Origin of the sequence: Janthinobacterium sp. FT14W (assembly GCF_009208755.1) — a bacterium.
Lineage (GTDB): Bacteria > Pseudomonadota > Gammaproteobacteria > Burkholderiales > Burkholderiaceae_D > Janthinobacterium > Janthinobacterium violaceinigrum.
In genome coordinates this window covers 101,182-117,841 of record NZ_WFLL01000016.1, presented here as the reverse complement: position 1 = coordinate 117,841, position 16,660 = coordinate 101,182, and the positions used below count along the sequence as shown (strand labels likewise).

Sequence of the window (16,660 nt, the reverse complement as noted above, 5' to 3'; positions counted from 1 at the left end):
GGCGGCGATCGGGGCGCTGGCGCAGCGCTGGGAGCGCGAAAAGGCGCTGGTGGCGCGGATCGGCGAGTTGCGCGCGCAGCTGCGCGGCGAACGGCCGGGCGAGATCGGCGCGGCCCGCCTGCTGGCGCTGAAGGACGAGCTGGCGGCGCTGCAGGGCGAGGCGCCGCTGTCGCCGCTGGAAGTCGATGCGCAGGCGGTGGCCGGCATCGTCGCCGGCTGGACCGGCATCCCGCTGGGGAAGATGCTCAAGGACGAGATCCGCACGGTGCTGACCCTGGAAGGGGCGCTGCGCGAACGGGTGCTGGGACAGGACCACGTCATCGCGGCCGTGGCGCAGCGCGTGCGCACGGCGCGCGCCAGCCTGGACGACCCGGACAAGCCGCAAGCCGTGTTCCTGTTCACGGGACCATCCGGCACGGGCAAGACCGAAACGGCGCTGGCGCTGGCCGACCTGTTGTATGGCGGCGGGCGCAAGCTCGTGACCATCAACATGAGCGAATACCAGGAGGCGCACAGCGTGGCGGGCCTGAAAGGTTCGCCGCCCGGCTATGTCGGCTATGGCGAAGGCGGCGTGCTGACGGAAGCCGTGCGGCGCCAGCCCTACAGCGTGGTGCTGCTCGATGAAGCGGAAAAGGCCCATCCCGACGTGCTGGAACTGTTCTTCCAGGTCTTCGACAAGGGCGTGCTCGATGACGCGGAAGGGCGCGAAGTCGATTTCCGCAATACCATCATCATCGCCACGTCGAACCTGGGCTCGGGCGCCATGATGGCCGCCTGCCTGAACCGGACGGCGCAAGGCTTGCCCGCACCGGCCGCGCTGGAAGAACTGGTGCGCCCGCAGCTGGTGGCGCACTTCAAGCCGGCCTTGCTGGGGCGCCTGAAGGTGCTGCCGTTCTATCCCTTGAACGACGCGGTGCTGGCCGAGATCATCGCGCTGAAGCTGGCGCGCATCGGCGCGCGCATCGCGCGCAACCACCAGGCGCAGTTCAGCCACGACGCGGGCCTGGTCGACGCCGTGCTGGCGCGCTGCACCGAGGTCGACTCGGGCGCGCGCAATGTCGACCAGATTCTCAACGGCAGCCTGCTGCCGGCGATTGCCGACGCGGTGCTGGCGCGCATGGCCGAAGGCGAGCCGATAGCCTCGATACGCGTCAGCGCGAATAAACAGGGGCAGTTCAAGTACGCCATCAAATAAGGTAATCCAGTCACGTCAATCCGCGGAGAGCGCCATGTTCAATCTGGAGCAGTTGCTGCACCCCGTCAGCGCCGCCAGCCCGTGCGGCGACGACATCACTTTCAGCCAGGAGCTCGACGCCATCGCGCGCGCGCGCCAGCACGATGACCCCAGCCTGGACCAGGGCGAGTGGGTGACGGCGCTGAAGGAAGCCGACTGGCCCTTCGTGGCGACACGCTGCGAACAGCTGCTCGCCGCAAGCAGCAAGGATCTGCGCGTGGCCGTGTGGCTGGCCGAGGCGCACGCGAAAACGCGCCGCTTCCGCGGCCTGGGCGATGGCTACGCGCTGCTGGCCGGCCTGTGCGAGCGCTACTGGGACGGCCTGTATCCGCCAGCGGAAGAGGGCGACCAGGAACAGCGCATCGGCAATGTCTTCTGGCTGCTGTCGCGCACGCCGCAGCTGCTGCGCGAGATTCCGCTGACCGAAGGCGCCGATGGCCTGTATTCGCTGCAGGATTTCGATGCGGCGCGCCAGCGCGCGGCCGCCTGCCTGGCGCAGGGCGCGGCGGAACAGGGCTGGGGCGATGCGCGCCACGACGACGGGGCGACCCTGGCGCAGATGGAGGCAGCGCGGCAGCGGAACACGCGCGCGTTCTCCGACGCCTTGCTGGCCGATGCACAATACTGCATGCAGTCGCTGCTGGCGTTCGAACGCAGCGTCGATGCGCGTTTCGGCACCGATGGCCCAAGCTTTCGCGCCGCGCGCGAAGCGCTGGAAAACATCATTCACTTCATCGCGCCGCTGCCAGCGGGCGCGGACTTTGCCGGCGCGCCAAGCGCCGCTGGCCAGGGGGCCGGCAGCGGCGGGGGCGCCATCGTGCAGCGCCAGCAGGCGCTGGCCCAGCTGCGCCAGGTAGCCGATTTTTTCCGCCGCACGGAGCCGCACAGCCCCGTCGCCTACCTGGCTGACAAGGCGGCCAGCTGGGGCGAGCTGCCGCTGCACCTGTGGCTGCGCGCCGTCGTGAAGGATGCAGGCACCCTGGCGCAGCTCGACGAAATGCTGGGCACGGACAGTACGAACGGATGATCGGTTTGGCGCTTCCATGCTAATCTTCGGGCATGTTCAGAATGCTCATCTTGCCTGCCGCGCTATGCCTGTTCATCGCTGCCGAAGCGCAGGCCGGAGCTGCGACGCCGCTGGTGATCTATGGCGACGACGACTATCCGCCGTACTCCTACGTCGAGAATGGCCAGCTGAAAGGCATCTACACGGAGATCGTGCGCACAGCCGTGCAATCGATGCCGCACTATGCGGTGCAGCTGCGCCCCGTGCCCTGGAAGCGGGGGCTGCTGATGCTGCAGACGGGCGAGGCGTTTGCCCTGTATCCGCCGTATTCGTGGCGCAGCGAACGGCCGTACGTGCGTTATTCCGTGCCGCTGCTGATGGAACAGTTGGTGTTGCTGTGCAACCAGGACGTGCTGGCCCGGCGCACGCTGCGCCAGTGGCCCGCCGATTACGGCGGCCTGCACATCGGCGTGAACGCGGGTTTTCTGCTGGGCGACGCGGGGCTGATGGCGTCCTTGCGCGCCGAGAAAATCGTGGTCGATCCGGCCAAGGGCACGCGCACGAATCTGCTCAAGCTGATGCGCGGACGCATCGATTGCTATGTCAGCGACCGCCTGTCGGCGCAGTGGGAGCTGCAGCGCATCCGGCGCGAGGGGCCGGCCGGCACGCCGATGCAGGCGGTCCATGAAACGGCGCAGCTGGCCAGCCAGCAGGGACACCTGGGCTTCACGGTGCGCCGGCCGGCGGCCTATCCGTATCGTGATGATTTTATCGAGCAATTCAATGCGGCCATCGTGCGCATGCAAAACAGTGGTGCAATCGGCCGCATCGTCGATCAGGCATTGCTGCCCTGATGCCAATACCCTGGCGCCGCCACCCTGGTTCAAGCAATGGAGACAAGCATGAAAAGATGGCTGTTGCTGTGTGTGCTCGTGCTGGCCGGCTGCGTGGGCCGGCCCGATAATATTGTGCCTGTTAGCAATTTCGACACGACCCGCTACCTGGGGAAATGGTATGAGATCGCCCGCCTCGACCATTCGTTCGAGCGGGGGCTGAGCCATGTGACGGCCGACTACAGCCTGCGCCAGGATGGCGGGCTGAAAGTGCTCAACCGCGGCTACAAGGATGCGGATGCGACATGGAAGGAAGCGCAAGGCAAGGCGTATTTCGTGGACAAGACGGATGTGGGCTACCTGAAAGTGTCGTTTTTCGGTCCCTTCTATGGTTCCTACATCGTTTTCGGCCTCGACCAGCAAAATTACAGCTATTCCATGATCAGCGGCCCCGACAAGTCCTACTTGTGGTTGCTGTCGCGCACGCCCAGCATGGACCCCGCCGTGCAGCAGCGCCTGATCGAGAAGGCCCGGAGGCTGGGTTTCGATACGTCAAAATTGATCTATGTGAAGCAAAACTGACTCTGCTTGCCTGCCGCCCGTTCGTGGCGGCTTACCGCCTTCTGGTTGTTGCTTTTCTGCATGTTATTTCTTGCAATGCCACTCCGATTCACTCACAATCTGCTCCAAAGTAGTGCGCTGCGGCGCGCTGCCATTCCGGTGGCGCGGATACCGTTGCGTCACCGCTCGTGATTGCCGCACGGCAGATGCCTGCTATGGTGATACATGGCAGTAACTCGGTTTCGTGGCGTCTGTGCATCGTTTTCTTCAGATAGGAATCACGCAATGAAAAACCTCAAAATCGGCGTACGTCTCGGTGGCGGTTTTGCCGCCGTCCTGCTCCTCTTGACGACCTTGACCGTGGTGGGCATCGTGCAGATGCAAAGCGCCAGCAAGGAAACCGATGCGCTCGTCAACGTCAAGGTGCGCAATGAACGCCTGATCGCTGAATGGACCAAGGTCATCGAGGTGAACGCGGCGCGCACGGCGGCCGCCTGGAAAGTCAGCGATCCCGGACACCAGAAACAGTTCGAAACGGAAATGGCCGCCTCGTCGGCACGCGCCACGGAAATCCAGAACGATATCGGCAAGAGCCAGCTGAACGCCGAAGAGCAGGCGCTCTACCAGGACGTCTTGAGCACGCGCAAGGCTTACACGGAAGTGCGCAAGAATGTGTTCAAGGCCAAGGGGGCGGGCGACCTGGAACTGGGCAAGCGCCTGTATGAAGGCGAGATGGCCGTCAAGCGCGACGTCTACCTGGCGTCGCTGAAGAAGCTGGAAGTGCTGGAAGCCCGATTGCTCGATGAAACGGCTGCACAGATCCGTTCGCGCTACGAGAACGGCCGCATGCTGCTGATCTCGCTGGGCGTGGCCGCCATCCTGTTGGGCATTGCCTGCGCATACTGGATCACGCGTTCCATCACGCGGCCCATCACGCGCGCCGTGGAGGTGGCGGAAGCCGTTTCCGCTGGCGACCTGACCAGCCATATCGTGGTGGAAAGCCGCGATGAGACGGGGCAATTGATGCATGCGCTGAAAAACATGAACGATAAACTGGTCAGTATCGTGGGCCAGGTGCGCGCGGGGACCGAGTCCATCAGCACGGCGTCGAGCGAAATCGCCGCCGGCAACCTGGACTTGTCGTCGCGCACGGAAGAGCAAGCCAGCTCGCTGGAAGAGACGGCGTCTTCCATGGAAGAGCTGACGTCCACCGTGAAACTCAATGCCGACAACGCGCGCAGCGCCAACCAGCTGGCCATCGATGCTTCGCAGATCGCCAGCAAGGGCGGCGTGGTGGTGTCGGAAGTGGTCAGCACCATGGGGTCGATCAACGACTCCTCGCGCAAGATAGTCGACATCATCAGCGTCATCGACGCCATCGCCTTCCAGACGAATATCCTGGCCCTGAATGCGGCCGTGGAAGCGGCCAGGGCCGGCGAGCAGGGGCGCGGTTTTGCCGTGGTGGCGTCCGAGGTGCGCAACCTGGCGCAGCGCTCCAGCGCGGCGGCCAAGGAAATCAAGGGCTTGATCGACGATTCCGTGCAAAAGGTCGAGGCCGGTTCGCAACTGGTGGACAAGGCGGGCCGCACCATGGATGAAATCGTGCAAAGCATCAGCCATGTGACGCAGATCATGAACCAGATTACCGACGCCAGCGATGAACAGCGCGCCGGCATCGAACAGGTGAACCAGGCCATCGGCCAGATGGACCAGGTGACGCAGCAAAACGCGGCCTTGGTGGAAGAGGCGGCTGCGGCGGCCGAATCCATGCAGGAACAGGCCGCCAAGCTGGCCGACGTGGTGGGCTTGTTCAAGCTCGATGCCACGCAGCAATATGTGTCGGCCAGCGTGGCGCGCCCGGTGACGGCCAGGTCCGTTGCGCCTGCCGCGCCTGCCGCACGGCGGGCCGTGACCGGTTCTGCGCACACCGCCGCATCCACTGCCGCTGCCCACTCCGCCAGCGGCCCCGCCAAGGCAGCGAAACCGGACACGGCACACAGCAGCAAGCCACGCGCACCGGTCGCTTCCGGCGCTGATGAGTGGGAAGAGTTTTAAAGCGTTCTATTTTAAGTCGTGGTTTGAGTCCTTATGCTCAGCAATGAACAGTTATGCAATTTATCGTTGTTGATTTATCGTTGTTGTCAGCATTGCAGGCCGTTTTCAACGGCCGTTCAGTTGGCCATTCCTGTTGGCCATTCCCGCTGGCATGGCGCGGGCGCTACAATCGCGGCTTGAAGAATCCCGCGCACGCGCTCCGCCATGACCACCAGCCGCTCATCTAGCACCTCCAGCCCCAGCTCTGCATTACCCTCCCACGTTGAACCGGCCAGACGGGCGCGCTGCCAAGTTTGCCTGCGTGCCGCCGCCAGCTGCATCTGCCGCTGGGTCGCACCGCTTGCCCATACGGTGGACGTGCTGATCCTGCAGCATCCGCTGGAAGTCCATAACGCCAAGGGCAGTGCCCGCTTGCTGCACCTGAGCCTGCCCAACAGCCAACTGCTGACAGGCGAGCATTTCGCACCCGCCACCCTGGCCGTATTGCTGGCCGACAAGCACAATGTGCTGCTGTACCCGGATACGCCCGGCGACCGTTCGCTGGGCATCGCGCCGCCGCCAGCGCTCGACCCCGCCCTCTTGCTTGATCCGTCGCGCTTGCGGCTGGTGGTGCTGGACGGCACCTGGCGCAAGAGCCGCAAGATGCTGTACCTGAATCCCCAGTTGCAACAGCTGCCGCGCCTGCCCCTGCGCGATACGCCTGCTTCCCATTACCTGATCCGCAAGGCGCACGCGCCAGACCAGTTATCGACCCTGGAAGCGACTTGCTATGCCCTGATGCAGTTGGAGCAGGACACGTCCCGCTTCGTTCCCTTGATTACGGCATTTGACGGCTTTGTCGCGCAGCAGTTGAGTTACGTCATGCCGCATGGTGAAAAAGCTTGAAATGGCATCACGGTAGCCCTTGATCTTGACCGAACAGCGGCATAGTATACTGTACGTATATACAGTTGATGGGGCCGTTCATGAAAGCAATCATTCCAGAGCACGATGACAGCTTTGCCGGGCAAGCCATGTTGCCGCCGCAATCGCTGAAGGCCCGCAAGGGGCGCGGCGCCGTGTCGAACCTGCAAGGGCGCCACGAGGTGCATGCGCGTGCCGGTTTCGATGACGGCTGGAGCGTGGGCGGCCTGGATGAGGCGGCCGGGGAGGCGGAGGCGCCCACCTGGACGACGCAGGTCAGCGACGAGCAGGCGCGCACCATCCTTACGCGCAATGCGTCGCCCGATTTGCCGTTCAATGTCTCCTTGAATCCGTACCGGGGTTGCGAACACGGCTGCATCTATTGCTTTGCCCGTCCCACGCACAGCTATCTGGGCCTGTCGCCGGGCCTGGACTTCGAAAGCCGCATCTATGCCAAGGTGAATGCGCCCGAACTCTTGCGGCGCGAACTGGCCAAGCCGTCCTATGTGCCCGAACCGATCGCCCTGGGCGTGAACACGGATGCGTATCAGCCGTGCGAACGCGAACGGCAACTGACGCGGCGCGTACTCGAGGTCTTGCAGGAGTGCGACCATCCGCTGGCGCTGATCACGAAATCGTCGCTGATCGAGCGCGATATCGACATCCTGGCGCCCATGGCGGCCAAGCGACTGGCGGCCGTGGCCGTCACTGTCACCACGCTCGACCCGGCCATCGCGCGCACCCTGGAACCGCGCGCGGCCGCTCCGGCCCGGCGGCTGCGCACCATCCGCACCCTCACCGACGCGGGCATCCCCGTGGGCGTCAGCATTGCGCCCATCATTCCCTTTGTCACGGAACCGGAAATTGAGCAACTGCTGGAAGCCGTGCGCGACGCGGGCGCCATCCACGCCCACTACGTCGTGCTGCGCCTGCCGTGGGAAGTGAGTCCCTTGTTCCAGCAATGGCTGGAAGCGCACTTTCCGGAACGGGCCCAGCGCGTGATGAACCGGGTGCGCGAAATGCGTGGTGGCAAGGACTACGACAGCGCGTTTGGCACGCGCATGCGGGGCGAGGGCGTGTGGGCCGACCTCATCCGCCAGCGTTTCGAGAAAGCCGTGCACCGGCTGGGCTTGCATGGCAGGGGCGGCCGCTTCAAGCAGCTCGATTGCACGCAGTTCCGCCGGCCGCTGGTGGTGCCGCCGCTGGGGGCGAAAGCGAAAGGGGGTAATGCGGGCCAGCTGGATCTGTTTTAAGCTACACCGTCGTCCCCGCTGACGCTGCAGGGTTGTGCCCATGCGCTGCAATGCGGACGGCGCTGGCCTGCGGTTGGGGAGGGCGCCGGTCGGCGGAAGTGGCGCGCCGTCGTCCGGGAACCCGGACGCTGGGCTTGGATTCAGCTTGTCTCAGGCTGTCTCAAGTATCTGACGGTGCTGCAGCGCTGTCCTGGGTGTGTGCCTGGAGTTGCGTCAGATGTTGCTCGATGGCAAAGACATGCGGGTCGCTCTTGCCCAGCTCGCGCAGGGCGCTGGCCAGGTGCAGCAGGTATTCGCTGTTCGGGCCGCTGGGGCCGGCCGAGCGGGCGATCTGGCGCGCGATGTCCAGTTCCGGGGCGGCGCCCAGGAAGGCCGCGTTTTCCTCGTTGGCGATGTACACCAGGCCTTCCGCCTTGCCGCCGTCCTCGAAGGTGATCTCGGTGGCCAGGCGCAGGTAGCCGTTCTTTTCGCGGTGGTCGAGGTGGGCGAAGACTTCGGGCGTGATCAGGTAGGCCATACCGTCGCACACGGCACCCGCCTGCGGCACGATGGTGGCGACGCGGCCCGGCGCCATGGGCGTGCCCCGGTGGTCGTGCGAACCCTGCCAGAAGCGCCGCGTCCAGCCCTCGATGCTGGCGGGGCGCCGTTCGATATACGGAAAGTCGGCCTTGTAGATCAGCGAGCCATAGCCGAACAGCCAGACCTGTTCGTGGCCGTCGAATTTGTTCATGCGCCGGTTGATGGCGATGGTGGCGGCGTCGATGGCGGACAGGTCGTGCTGGTCAGGCTGGGTCATGGCGTCAGGGGCAAGGGGCGATGCGCCATTATAAGGCGCTGCCGGCCGCGTTGCCGGCCGCGTTGCCGGCGGGCAGGGCATCGCGTGCGCCGCTGTTGCCGCCGACGTTCCACTCGTGCGTCTCGACGAACTGGAACAGGAAGGCCATGAAGCTTTCGGCGGCCGGCGACAGCGAACGGCCCGTCTTCGTGTACACGAAAAAGCGCCGCGTCAGTTCCGGCTCGTGCAGGGCGCGCATGTGCAAATCATATAGTTTGACCATCGGTTCCGCGTACGGCAGGCACACGGTGATGCCCAGGTTGGCGCTGACCATGGCCAGCGCCGTCGTCATGAACGTCACTTCATTGTAGGGATTGAGCGACAGCTCGCGAAACGCGCCATGCATGTCGCGCAGCAGGCGTTCCGTGAACTGGCCCTGCAGCGAAATGAACGGGTAGTCGCCCACGTCGGCCCAGGTGACGCGCTCTTTCTGCCGCAGCGGGTGCGGCTCGGGGAAGACCAGCACGAAGGGCATCTCGAACAGCACCTGCGCGGCGATTTCCGCCGTCGGATCGCGCTCGGGGCCGATGCCGAAATCGACTTCGCCGCTGAAGACGCGGGCCGACACGTTTTCCACGGGGCAGTCGACCAGGCGCAGCTGCACGTCCGGGTGCGCCTGGCGGTAGGCGGCGATTACTTCCGGCAGCAGGGTGCAGGCCATCATCTGCGGCGCGGCGATGCGCACCATGCCCGTTTTCAGGGCCTTGCGCTGGGCGATGCCGGCCATGGCGCCGTCGAGGTCCTCGATCATCTTTTCGAACAGCGGATACAGTTCGCGGCCGATTTCCGACAGCTGCGTCTTGCGCGTGCTGCGCTCGACCACGCGCACGCCCAGCACGCTTTCCAGTTCCTTGATCAAGCCGCTCAAGGCGGACTGCGTCACGTGCAGGTATTCGGCGGCCAGGGTAAAACTGCCGGTCTTGGCCAGCGCCACGAAGGCGCGCATCTGTCGCAGGCTGGGACTCATAAGATAATCCGATAAATCAATGGTTAAAAATTGTTTGTATGATAGCTGTAACTGGATTCTAATGGTGAAAAGCTGAAAAACATCGCGCCCACGGCGCCATCCATCGGAGACAGACCGCATGAAAATCAAGCAGATCCACCACGTCGCCTACCGCTGCATCGACGCGAAGAAAACCGTCGAGTGGTACGTCAAGCATTTGAACATGAATTTCGTCCTCGCCATCGCGGAAGACCTGGTGCCGTCGACCAAGGCGCCGGACCCGTACATGCATGTGTTCCTCGACGCGGGCCAGGGTAATGTGCTGGCCTTTTTCGAGCTGCCCACGCAGCCGCCGATGGACCGCGACCGCAATACCCCCGCCTGGGTGCAGCACCTGGCGCTGGAAGTGGGCAGCATGGAAGAACTGCTGGCCGCCAAGGAGCGCCTGGTGGCCGGCGGCATCGAGGTGCTGGGCCCCGTGAACCACGCGATCTTCCAGTCGATCTACTTCTTCGACCCGAACGGCCACCGCCTGGAGCTGGCGGCCAACGTGGGCACGCCCGAGATGATGGCCAAACTGGACGCCGTCAAATGGGAAATGCTGGAAGAATGGTCGCAGACGCGCCGCGCGCCCAAGCACGCCGCCTGGATGCATGCGCCGGCCGAGGCCTGAACGCAGCAGATTGAATACGGCAGACCGACACTCCCTGAAAATACATCGAACAAGGAACACATGAAACTCGCAACCCTGAAAAACGGCAGCCGCGACGGCGCCCTGATCCTCGTCAGCCGCGACCTGCGCCAGTACCAGCGCGTGGCCGCCATCGCCCCCACCCTGCAGGCGGCGCTCGACAACTGGGACGCCGTGGCGCCGAAACTGGAACAGGCGTACGCGGACCTGAACGGCGGCAAGGCGCCCGACGCGCAGCCGTTCGACGCCAGCCTGTGCCACTCGCCGCTGCCGCGCGCCTACCAGTGGGCCGACGGTTCCGCCTACATCAACCACGTGGAACTGGTGCGCAAGGCGCGCAACGCGGAAGTGCCGGCCTCGTTCTACACGGACCCGCTGATGTACCAGGGCGGCTCGGACAGCTTCATCGGCCCGCGCGACCCCATCTTTGCCCTGTCCGAAGACTGGGGCATCGACCTGGAAGCGGAAGTGGCCGTGATCACGGGCGACGTGGCCATGGGCGCCGGCGTGGACGACGCGGCGAAGGCGATTCGCCTGGTGATGCTGGTCAACGACGTCTCCTTGCGCAACCTGATCCCGGGCGAACTGGCGAAAGGCTTCGGCTTCTTCCAGTCAAAGGCGGCCAGCGCGTTTTCCCCCGTCGCCGTCACGCCGGACGAACTGGGCGCCGACTGGGCGGACAGCAAGCTGCACCTGCCGCTGCTGGTGGACCTGAACGACAAGCCGTTCGGCAAGCCGAATGCGGGCGAAGACATGACCTTCAACTTTGCCCAGTTGGTCGCGCATGCGGCGAAGACGCGCGAACTGGGCGCCGGCAGCATCGTCGGCTCGGGCACCGTGTCGAACAAGCAGGGCAACCTGTTCGGTTCCAGCATCGACAACGGCGGCGTGGGCTACTGCTGCCTGGCCGAAGTGCGCATGTATGAAACCATCGAACACGGCGCCCCGAAGACGGCCTACCTGAAGTTCGGCGACACGGTGCGCATCGAGATGCGCGACGCGGCCGGCGCCAGCATCTTCGGCAGCATCGAGCAGACGGTGGCCCCGTACGCTGGCGCCACGCGCGCCTGAGGAGGCCGCCCATGAAGCTGTACACCTATTTCCGCAGTTCGGCCGCCTACCGCGTGCGCATTGCCCTCAATCTGAAGGGCATCGCCTACGACAGTATCCCCGTGCACCTGCTGCAGGACGGCGGACAGCAGCTGCTGCCCGCCTACCGCGCCGTCAACCCGTCGGCCCTGGTGCCGGCGCTCGACGACGACGGCGCCATCCTGACGCAGTCGCTGGCCATGCTCGAGTATCTGGACGAGACGCGGCCAGCCGTGCCGCTGCTGCCGCCGGACGCGCTGGGACGGGCCCGCGTGCGCGCGCTGGCGCTGGCGATCGCCTGCGACGCCCATCCGCTGACGAATCTGCGCGTCCTGAAGTACCTGAAAGGCACGCTGGGCGTATCGGAGGAAGTCAAGCAGGAATGGTACCGCCACTGGATGGCCGAGGGGCTGGCGGCCGTGGAGGCGCTGCTGGCGCAGGGCGATCCGGCCGGCACGGCCCTGTTCTGCCATGGCGACCGTCCCACCATGGCCGACTGCTGCCTGGTGCCGCAGGTGTTCAATGCGCTGCGCTTTGCCATCGACCTGGCGCCGTACCCGCGCGTGGCGCGCATCCACGCGCATTGCGCCGGCTTGCCGGCGTTTGCCGCCGCGCATCCGTCGCAGCAGCCCGACGCCGAATAGCTTTGACACGGCGCAATGCGCAAGCCCCGCCCGGCAACCGGCGGGGCTTTTTCATGCGCGATTGATCTGGATCGTGTGTTTTCGTTAATGCCAGCTTGCCGGTGCGCTACAATTTGCGTTTGCCCAAATATTTTACGCGCCATGACCGCAACAACCGTTCCTGCCAGTATCACCGATGCCCTGTCCCTGGCGCATGCTTCCTGGCGTCCCATCCTGCTGCGCGGCCTGCACGCCGTGATGGCGGCCGATCCTGCCTACCTGCCGGCGCTGGCCGTCGACAATTACCTGCCCACGCAGGGCCGCCTGTTTGCCGCATTCGCCCTGCCGCTGGCGCAGGTGCGCCACGTGCTGGTGGGCGAGGGGCCGTATCCGCGCGCCGACAGCGCCACGGGCGTGTGTTTCATGGATGGCGCCGTGGGCAGCCTGTGGTCGGTGAGCGGGCTGTCGAAGCCCGTCAACCGCGCCACGTCGCTGCGCAACTTCATGAAGATGCTGCTGGTGGCCGACGGCCAGCTGCAGGGCGGCGACACGTCCGGTGCGGCCATGGCGCCCGTGGCGGCGGCCGCGCAGCAAGCCGACAGCGGCGTGATCCAGACCCTGCCCGACCTGCAGCGCAAGATGACGGAGCGGGGTTTCCTGCTGCTCAATGCGGCGCTGGTGTTCCGTTCCCACGTGCCGCCCGTGCAGGATGCGCGCGGCTGGCTGCCTTTCCTGCAAGTGGTGCTGGAAGCGCTGGCGCAGCAGGGCGGGCCAGCCTTGCCGCAACTGGTGCTGTGGGGCAAGATTGCCGAGCTGGTCAAACGCCTGCCGGTGGCGGCATCCTTGCCGCAGGTGACGGCGGAACATCCGTATAATCTGTCCTTTATCGGCAATCGTGACATGCAGGCCTTGTTTGGCCCGATGCAACTATTGCGTGCTTGAGCTTGAATCATCGCCTGTCTGGCGGAAGTGCGGGGAATATGCAAATCAGTAACGTGGAAGAATTGAAGGCGTGGATCGCGGCGGGCGGCGTGCCCGACTATCTGTATTTCTGGGGCCACACGCCGGCGCAGCCGCAGGTGCCCGACAAAAGCTGTTTCAGCCAGTGGTTTCCGTCGCCGTTCAACCTTGCAGGCGTGACGTATGCGACGGCCGAGCACTACATGATGGCGCAAAAGGCGGCCCTGTTCGGCGACACGACCGTCCAGGCGCGCATCGTGGCGGCCGAGCGGCCGTCGGAAGTGAAGAAGCTGGGGCGCGAAGTGGCGAACTTCGATGCCAAGGCGTGGGAGGCGGCGCGTGCCGGCATCGTCTTCGACGGCAACTTTGCCAAGTTCTCGCAAAAGCCCGCGCTGCGCAAGTTTTTGCTGGGCACGGGCGAGCGCGTCATCGTCGAAGCCAGTCCCGTCGACCGCATCTGGGGCGTGGGCCTGGCGTCGGACAATCCGCGCATCGGCGACCCCTCGCGCTGGGACGGCTTGAACCTGCTGGGTTTTGAACTGATGAAAGTAAGAAGCGCTTTACGGGGCTGAGCATTGACGCTGCGCATGCCCGCGCTTTCCCGACTGTTGTTTTCCTGATGCCGCCGCGCCTGGCGCGGCCGGCCATGCCCCTGCCAGCCCTGTGGTCATCGAGGGGCGCTCTGACAAACCCCGCCGAATTTGTTATACTTGACTAAATCATTCAACTACTCGGGGTTTGAGGAGTTGAAAAGCGAAGTTGAAAAGCCGCAATATTTTAAACCAGTTATTGAACAGTTGAGCCGAGGATGTATGCGTCTGACTACAAAAGGCCGTTTTGCCGTGACAGCGATGATCGATCTTGCCCTGCGCCAGGGCAAGGGGCCGGTCACCTTGTCCGGCATCAGCCAGCGCCAGTCGATTTCCCTGTCCTACCTGGAACAGCTGTTCGGCAAGCTGCGCCGCCATGAGATCGTCGAATCGATCCGCGGCCCCGGCGGCGGCTACAGCCTGGCGCGCCGTGCCGACAAGGTGACGGTGGCCGACATCATCATCGCCGTCGACGAACCGCTGGACGCCACGCAGTGCGGCGGCAAGGAACATTGCCACGGCGCCGACGCGGCCACGGGCGCGCGCTGCATGACGCATGAATTGTGGTCCACACTCAACGAAAAAATGGTCGATTATCTGGATTCTGTGTCCTTGCAGGACCTGGTCGACCAGCAGAGACAAAAGAATGCCGAGCAAAGCGTGATGGTGATGCACCGTAACCACGCCGCCCTCGGTTGATAATGACAAAAATACCAGTTGCTGATTGCAGGAGTTATTGATGAACGCCCCAGAAAAAAACGTAGGCCAAGTGCACTTTGAAACCGCACCGCATTTCCCGATCTACATGGATTACTCGGCCACCACGCCGATCGATCCACGCGTCGCCGACAAGATGATTCCCTACCTGCGCGAGCAGTTCGGCAATCCGGCCTCGCGCAGCCACATGTACGGCTGGACGGCGGAAAAAGCCGTGGAAGAGGCACGCGGCCACGTGGCGGCCCTGGTGAACGCGGACCCGCGCGAAATCATCTGGACGTCCGGCGCGACGGAAAGCAACAACCTGGCCATCAAGGGCGCGGCACAGTTCTACAAGACCAAGGGCAAGCACATCATCACCGTCAAGACCGAGCATAAATCGGTGCTGGACACGGTGCGCGAACTGGAACGCATCGGCTTTGAAGCGACCTACCTGGAACCGCAGGACAACGGCCTGATCACCGTCGAGCAGCTGGCCGCGGCCGTGCGCCCCGATACCATCCTCGTGTCGGTGATGCTGGTGAACAACGAAATCGGCGTGATCCAGCCGATCGACGAAATCGGCGTGTTCTGCCGCTCGAAAGGCATCATCTTCCATTGCGACGCCGCGCAAGCGACGGGCAAGGTCGTCATCGACCTGCAAAAGACCAAGGTCGACCTGATGACCTTCACGGCGCACAAGACCTACGGTCCGAAAGGCGTGGGCGCCCTGTACGTGTGCCGCAAGCCGCGCGTGCGCCTGGAAGCGCAGATGCACGGCGGCGGCCATGAGCGCGGCCTGCGCTCGGGCACCTTGCCGACGCACCAGATCGTCGGCATGGGCGAAGCGTTCCGCATCGCCAAGGAAGAAATGGACAGCGAAATCGGCCGCATCCAGGCCTTGCGCGACCGCCTGGCCAAGGGCTTGCAGGAGATCGAAGAAGTCTACATCAACGGCGACATGGACCACCGCGTGCCGCACAACCTGAACGTCAGCTTCAACTATGTCGAAGGCGAGTCGCTGATCATGGCGATCAAGGATATCGCCGTGTCGTCCGGTTCGGCCTGCACCTCGGCCAGCCTGGAACCATCGTACGTGCTGCGCGCCCTGGGCCGCAGCGACGAACTGGCGCACAGCTCGATCCGTTTCACCATCGGCCGCTTCTCGACCGAGGAAGACATCGACTTTGCCGTCAACCTGCTGAAATCGAAAGTACACAAGCTGCGCGACCTGTCGCCGCTGTGGGATATGTTCAAGGACGGTATCGACATTAATTCCATTCAATGGGCAGCCCACTAAAAGTACCTGTTAAACCTGCTGCGCGTTGCGATTTGCGGCCTGCGATGCTCACTGTGCTACAGCACAGTTCCGCTTCTCGGCCACAAATCACTGCCGCTCGCGACGGTTTTCCAGGCACTTTACGCTAATCAGGCCCCATGATGGGGCCGGCAAGAATATTAAAGGAGCATCAAAATGGCTTACTCGGACAAAGTACTCGATCACTACGAAAACCCGCGCAACGTGGGCGCTTTCGACAAGGGTGATGAAACCATCGGCACCGGCATGGTCGGCGCACCGGCCTGCGGCGACGTGATGAAACTGCAGATCAAGGTCGGCGCCGACGGCCTGATCGAAGATGCGAAATTCAAGACCTACGGCTGCGGTTCGGCCATCGCGTCGAGCTCGCTGGTGACGGAATGGGTCAAGGGCAAGACCCTGGACCAGGCGCTGGCCATCAAGAACACGCAGATCGCCGAAGAACTGGCCCTGCCGCCAGTGAAAATCCACTGCTCCATCCTGGCGGAAGACGCCATCAAGGCGGCAGTATTGGACTACCAGACCCGCCATCCGGCAGCGTAGAGCGCCTGAGAAAACGCCCATGGCTGCGTTGCATTGCCTTGTCGTACTAGTCGTACTGCCTTCGGCAATGCGCCTTGCCCTGAACGTTTTTCAGGCACTCTAGAATTTGTTGGATTTTGATACCTGTTTCCATGTGGAAACAGGAGCGGAGAAATACATGATCACACTGACCGAAAAAGCGGCGAAGCACATCAACCGTTATATCGAACGGCGCGGCAAGGGCATGGGCCTGCGCTTTGGCGTGCGTACCACGGGCTGCTCGGGCCTGGCCTACAAGCTCGAATATGTCGATGAAGCGGCGGCCGAAGACAGCGTCTTCGAATCGCACGGCGTGAAAGTCTTCGTCGACCCGAAAAGCTTGCCTTACATCGACGGCACGGAACTCGATTTCGCGCGCGAAGGCTTGAACGAAGGCTTCAAGTTCCACAATCCGAACGAAAAAGACGCCTGCGGCTGCGGCGAGTCCTTCAGGATTTAAACAGCTGGCAAGACCCCGGTCGGTGCGCTGTACCCATCGATTGCGG

At 63.9% G+C, this 16,660-nt stretch carries 18 protein-coding genes; 16 read left to right on the top strand and 2 right to left on the bottom strand.

The genetic code is table 11. The annotated features are described in order from the left end of the window. The 7 genes from GCN74_RS13325 to GCN74_RS13295 form a co-directional block, all read left to right on the top strand. Positions 1–1,195: AAA family ATPase (locus GCN74_RS13325; protein ID WP_152257120.1), on the top strand; the 1,195-nt coding region annotated here is incomplete at its 5' end. A 34-nt stretch (positions 1,196–1,229) separates the two neighbouring features. Beyond that, complete coding sequence (gene tssA / locus GCN74_RS13320) at positions 1,230–2,261, top strand: type VI secretion system protein TssA (protein WP_152257119.1); 1,032 nt, start codon at positions 1,230–1,232, stop codon at positions 2,259–2,261. Between the two features lie 32 nt (positions 2,262–2,293). Further along, positions 2,294–3,094, top strand: a complete 801-nt coding sequence (locus GCN74_RS13315) for a substrate-binding periplasmic protein (RefSeq protein WP_152257118.1) — start codon at positions 2,294–2,296, stop codon at positions 3,092–3,094. 48 nt (positions 3,095–3,142) lie between these two features. Next, on the top strand, positions 3,143–3,655 hold the full coding sequence (locus tag GCN74_RS13310; protein ID WP_152257117.1) for a lipocalin family protein: 513 nt from the start codon (positions 3,143–3,145) through the stop codon (positions 3,653–3,655). 264 nt (positions 3,656–3,919) lie between these two features. Further along, positions 3,920–5,689, top strand: a complete 1,770-nt coding sequence (locus GCN74_RS13305; protein WP_152257116.1) for a methyl-accepting chemotaxis protein — start codon at positions 3,920–3,922, stop codon at positions 5,687–5,689. Positions 5,690–5,893: 204 nt separating this feature from the next. After that, positions 5,894–6,574, top strand: a complete 681-nt coding sequence (locus tag GCN74_RS13300; protein WP_152257115.1) for a tRNA-uridine aminocarboxypropyltransferase — start codon at positions 5,894–5,896, stop codon at positions 6,572–6,574. An 80-nt stretch (positions 6,575–6,654) separates the two neighbouring features. Then, positions 6,655–7,845 carry a PA0069 family radical SAM protein gene (locus GCN74_RS13295; RefSeq protein ID WP_413541542.1) on the top strand — a complete coding sequence of 397 codons (1,191 nt, stop codon included), beginning with the start codon at positions 6,655–6,657 and terminating at the stop codon, positions 7,843–7,845. 160 nt (positions 7,846–8,005) lie between these two features. Here GCN74_RS13295 and GCN74_RS13290 read toward each other — a convergent pair whose 3' ends face one another. Together GCN74_RS13290 and GCN74_RS13285 are read right to left on the bottom strand one after the other, a co-directional pair. After that, the gene (locus tag GCN74_RS13290) at positions 8,006–8,608 is read right to left on the bottom strand and encodes a gamma-glutamylcyclotransferase (protein ID WP_152257127.1); all 603 of its coding nucleotides are present in this window, start codon (positions 8,606–8,608) and stop codon (positions 8,006–8,008) included. Between the two features lie 61 nt (positions 8,609–8,669). Further along, positions 8,670–9,647 (bottom strand): LysR family transcriptional regulator, encoded by a 978-nt coding sequence (locus GCN74_RS13285; RefSeq protein WP_152257114.1) that lies wholly within the window; start codon positions 9,645–9,647, stop codon positions 8,670–8,672. 118 nt (positions 9,648–9,765) lie between these two features. On the opposite strand from GCN74_RS13285, the gene GCN74_RS13280 reads away from it, so the two are divergent. The 9 genes from GCN74_RS13280 to iscA all read left to right on the top strand — a co-directional run bounded on the left by GCN74_RS13280 (position 9,766) and on the right by iscA (position 16,614). Continuing rightward, positions 9,766–10,299 (top strand): VOC family protein, encoded by a 534-nt coding sequence (locus tag GCN74_RS13280; protein ID WP_152249937.1) that lies wholly within the window; start codon positions 9,766–9,768, stop codon positions 10,297–10,299. Between the two features lie 60 nt (positions 10,300–10,359). Beyond that, positions 10,360–11,388: a fumarylacetoacetate hydrolase family protein gene (locus GCN74_RS13275; RefSeq protein WP_152257113.1), complete on the top strand. Its 1,029-nt coding sequence runs from the start codon at positions 10,360–10,362 to the stop codon at positions 11,386–11,388. Between the two features lie 11 nt (positions 11,389–11,399). After that, on the top strand, positions 11,400–12,050 hold the full coding sequence (gene maiA, locus GCN74_RS13270) for a maleylacetoacetate isomerase (protein WP_152257112.1): 651 nt from the start codon (positions 11,400–11,402) through the stop codon (positions 12,048–12,050). Positions 12,051–12,191: 141 nt separating this feature from the next. After that, positions 12,192–12,971: a uracil-DNA glycosylase gene (locus GCN74_RS13265; RefSeq protein WP_152257111.1), complete on the top strand. Its 780-nt coding sequence runs from the start codon at positions 12,192–12,194 to the stop codon at positions 12,969–12,971. A 38-nt stretch (positions 12,972–13,009) separates the two neighbouring features. Next, positions 13,010–13,561 (top strand): NADAR family protein, encoded by a 552-nt coding sequence (locus GCN74_RS13260; RefSeq protein WP_152257110.1) that lies wholly within the window; start codon positions 13,010–13,012, stop codon positions 13,559–13,561. 240 nt (positions 13,562–13,801) lie between these two features. Continuing rightward, positions 13,802–14,278 (top strand): Fe-S cluster assembly transcriptional regulator IscR, encoded by a 477-nt coding sequence (gene iscR / locus GCN74_RS13255; RefSeq protein WP_065310626.1) that lies wholly within the window; start codon positions 13,802–13,804, stop codon positions 14,276–14,278. A 40-nt stretch (positions 14,279–14,318) separates the two neighbouring features. Then, positions 14,319–15,575: an IscS subfamily cysteine desulfurase gene (locus tag GCN74_RS13250; RefSeq protein WP_152257109.1), complete on the top strand. Its 1,257-nt coding sequence runs from the start codon at positions 14,319–14,321 to the stop codon at positions 15,573–15,575. A 174-nt stretch (positions 15,576–15,749) separates the two neighbouring features. Next, complete coding sequence (iscU, locus tag GCN74_RS13245; RefSeq protein ID WP_034750082.1) at positions 15,750–16,136, top strand: Fe-S cluster assembly scaffold IscU; 387 nt, start codon at positions 15,750–15,752, stop codon at positions 16,134–16,136. Between the two features lie 157 nt (positions 16,137–16,293). Continuing rightward, entirely contained in the window at positions 16,294–16,614 is a 321-nt protein-coding gene (iscA, locus tag GCN74_RS13240; protein ID WP_034750079.1) for an iron-sulfur cluster assembly protein IscA, read from the top strand. Positions 16,615–16,660 lie beyond the last annotated feature (46 nt).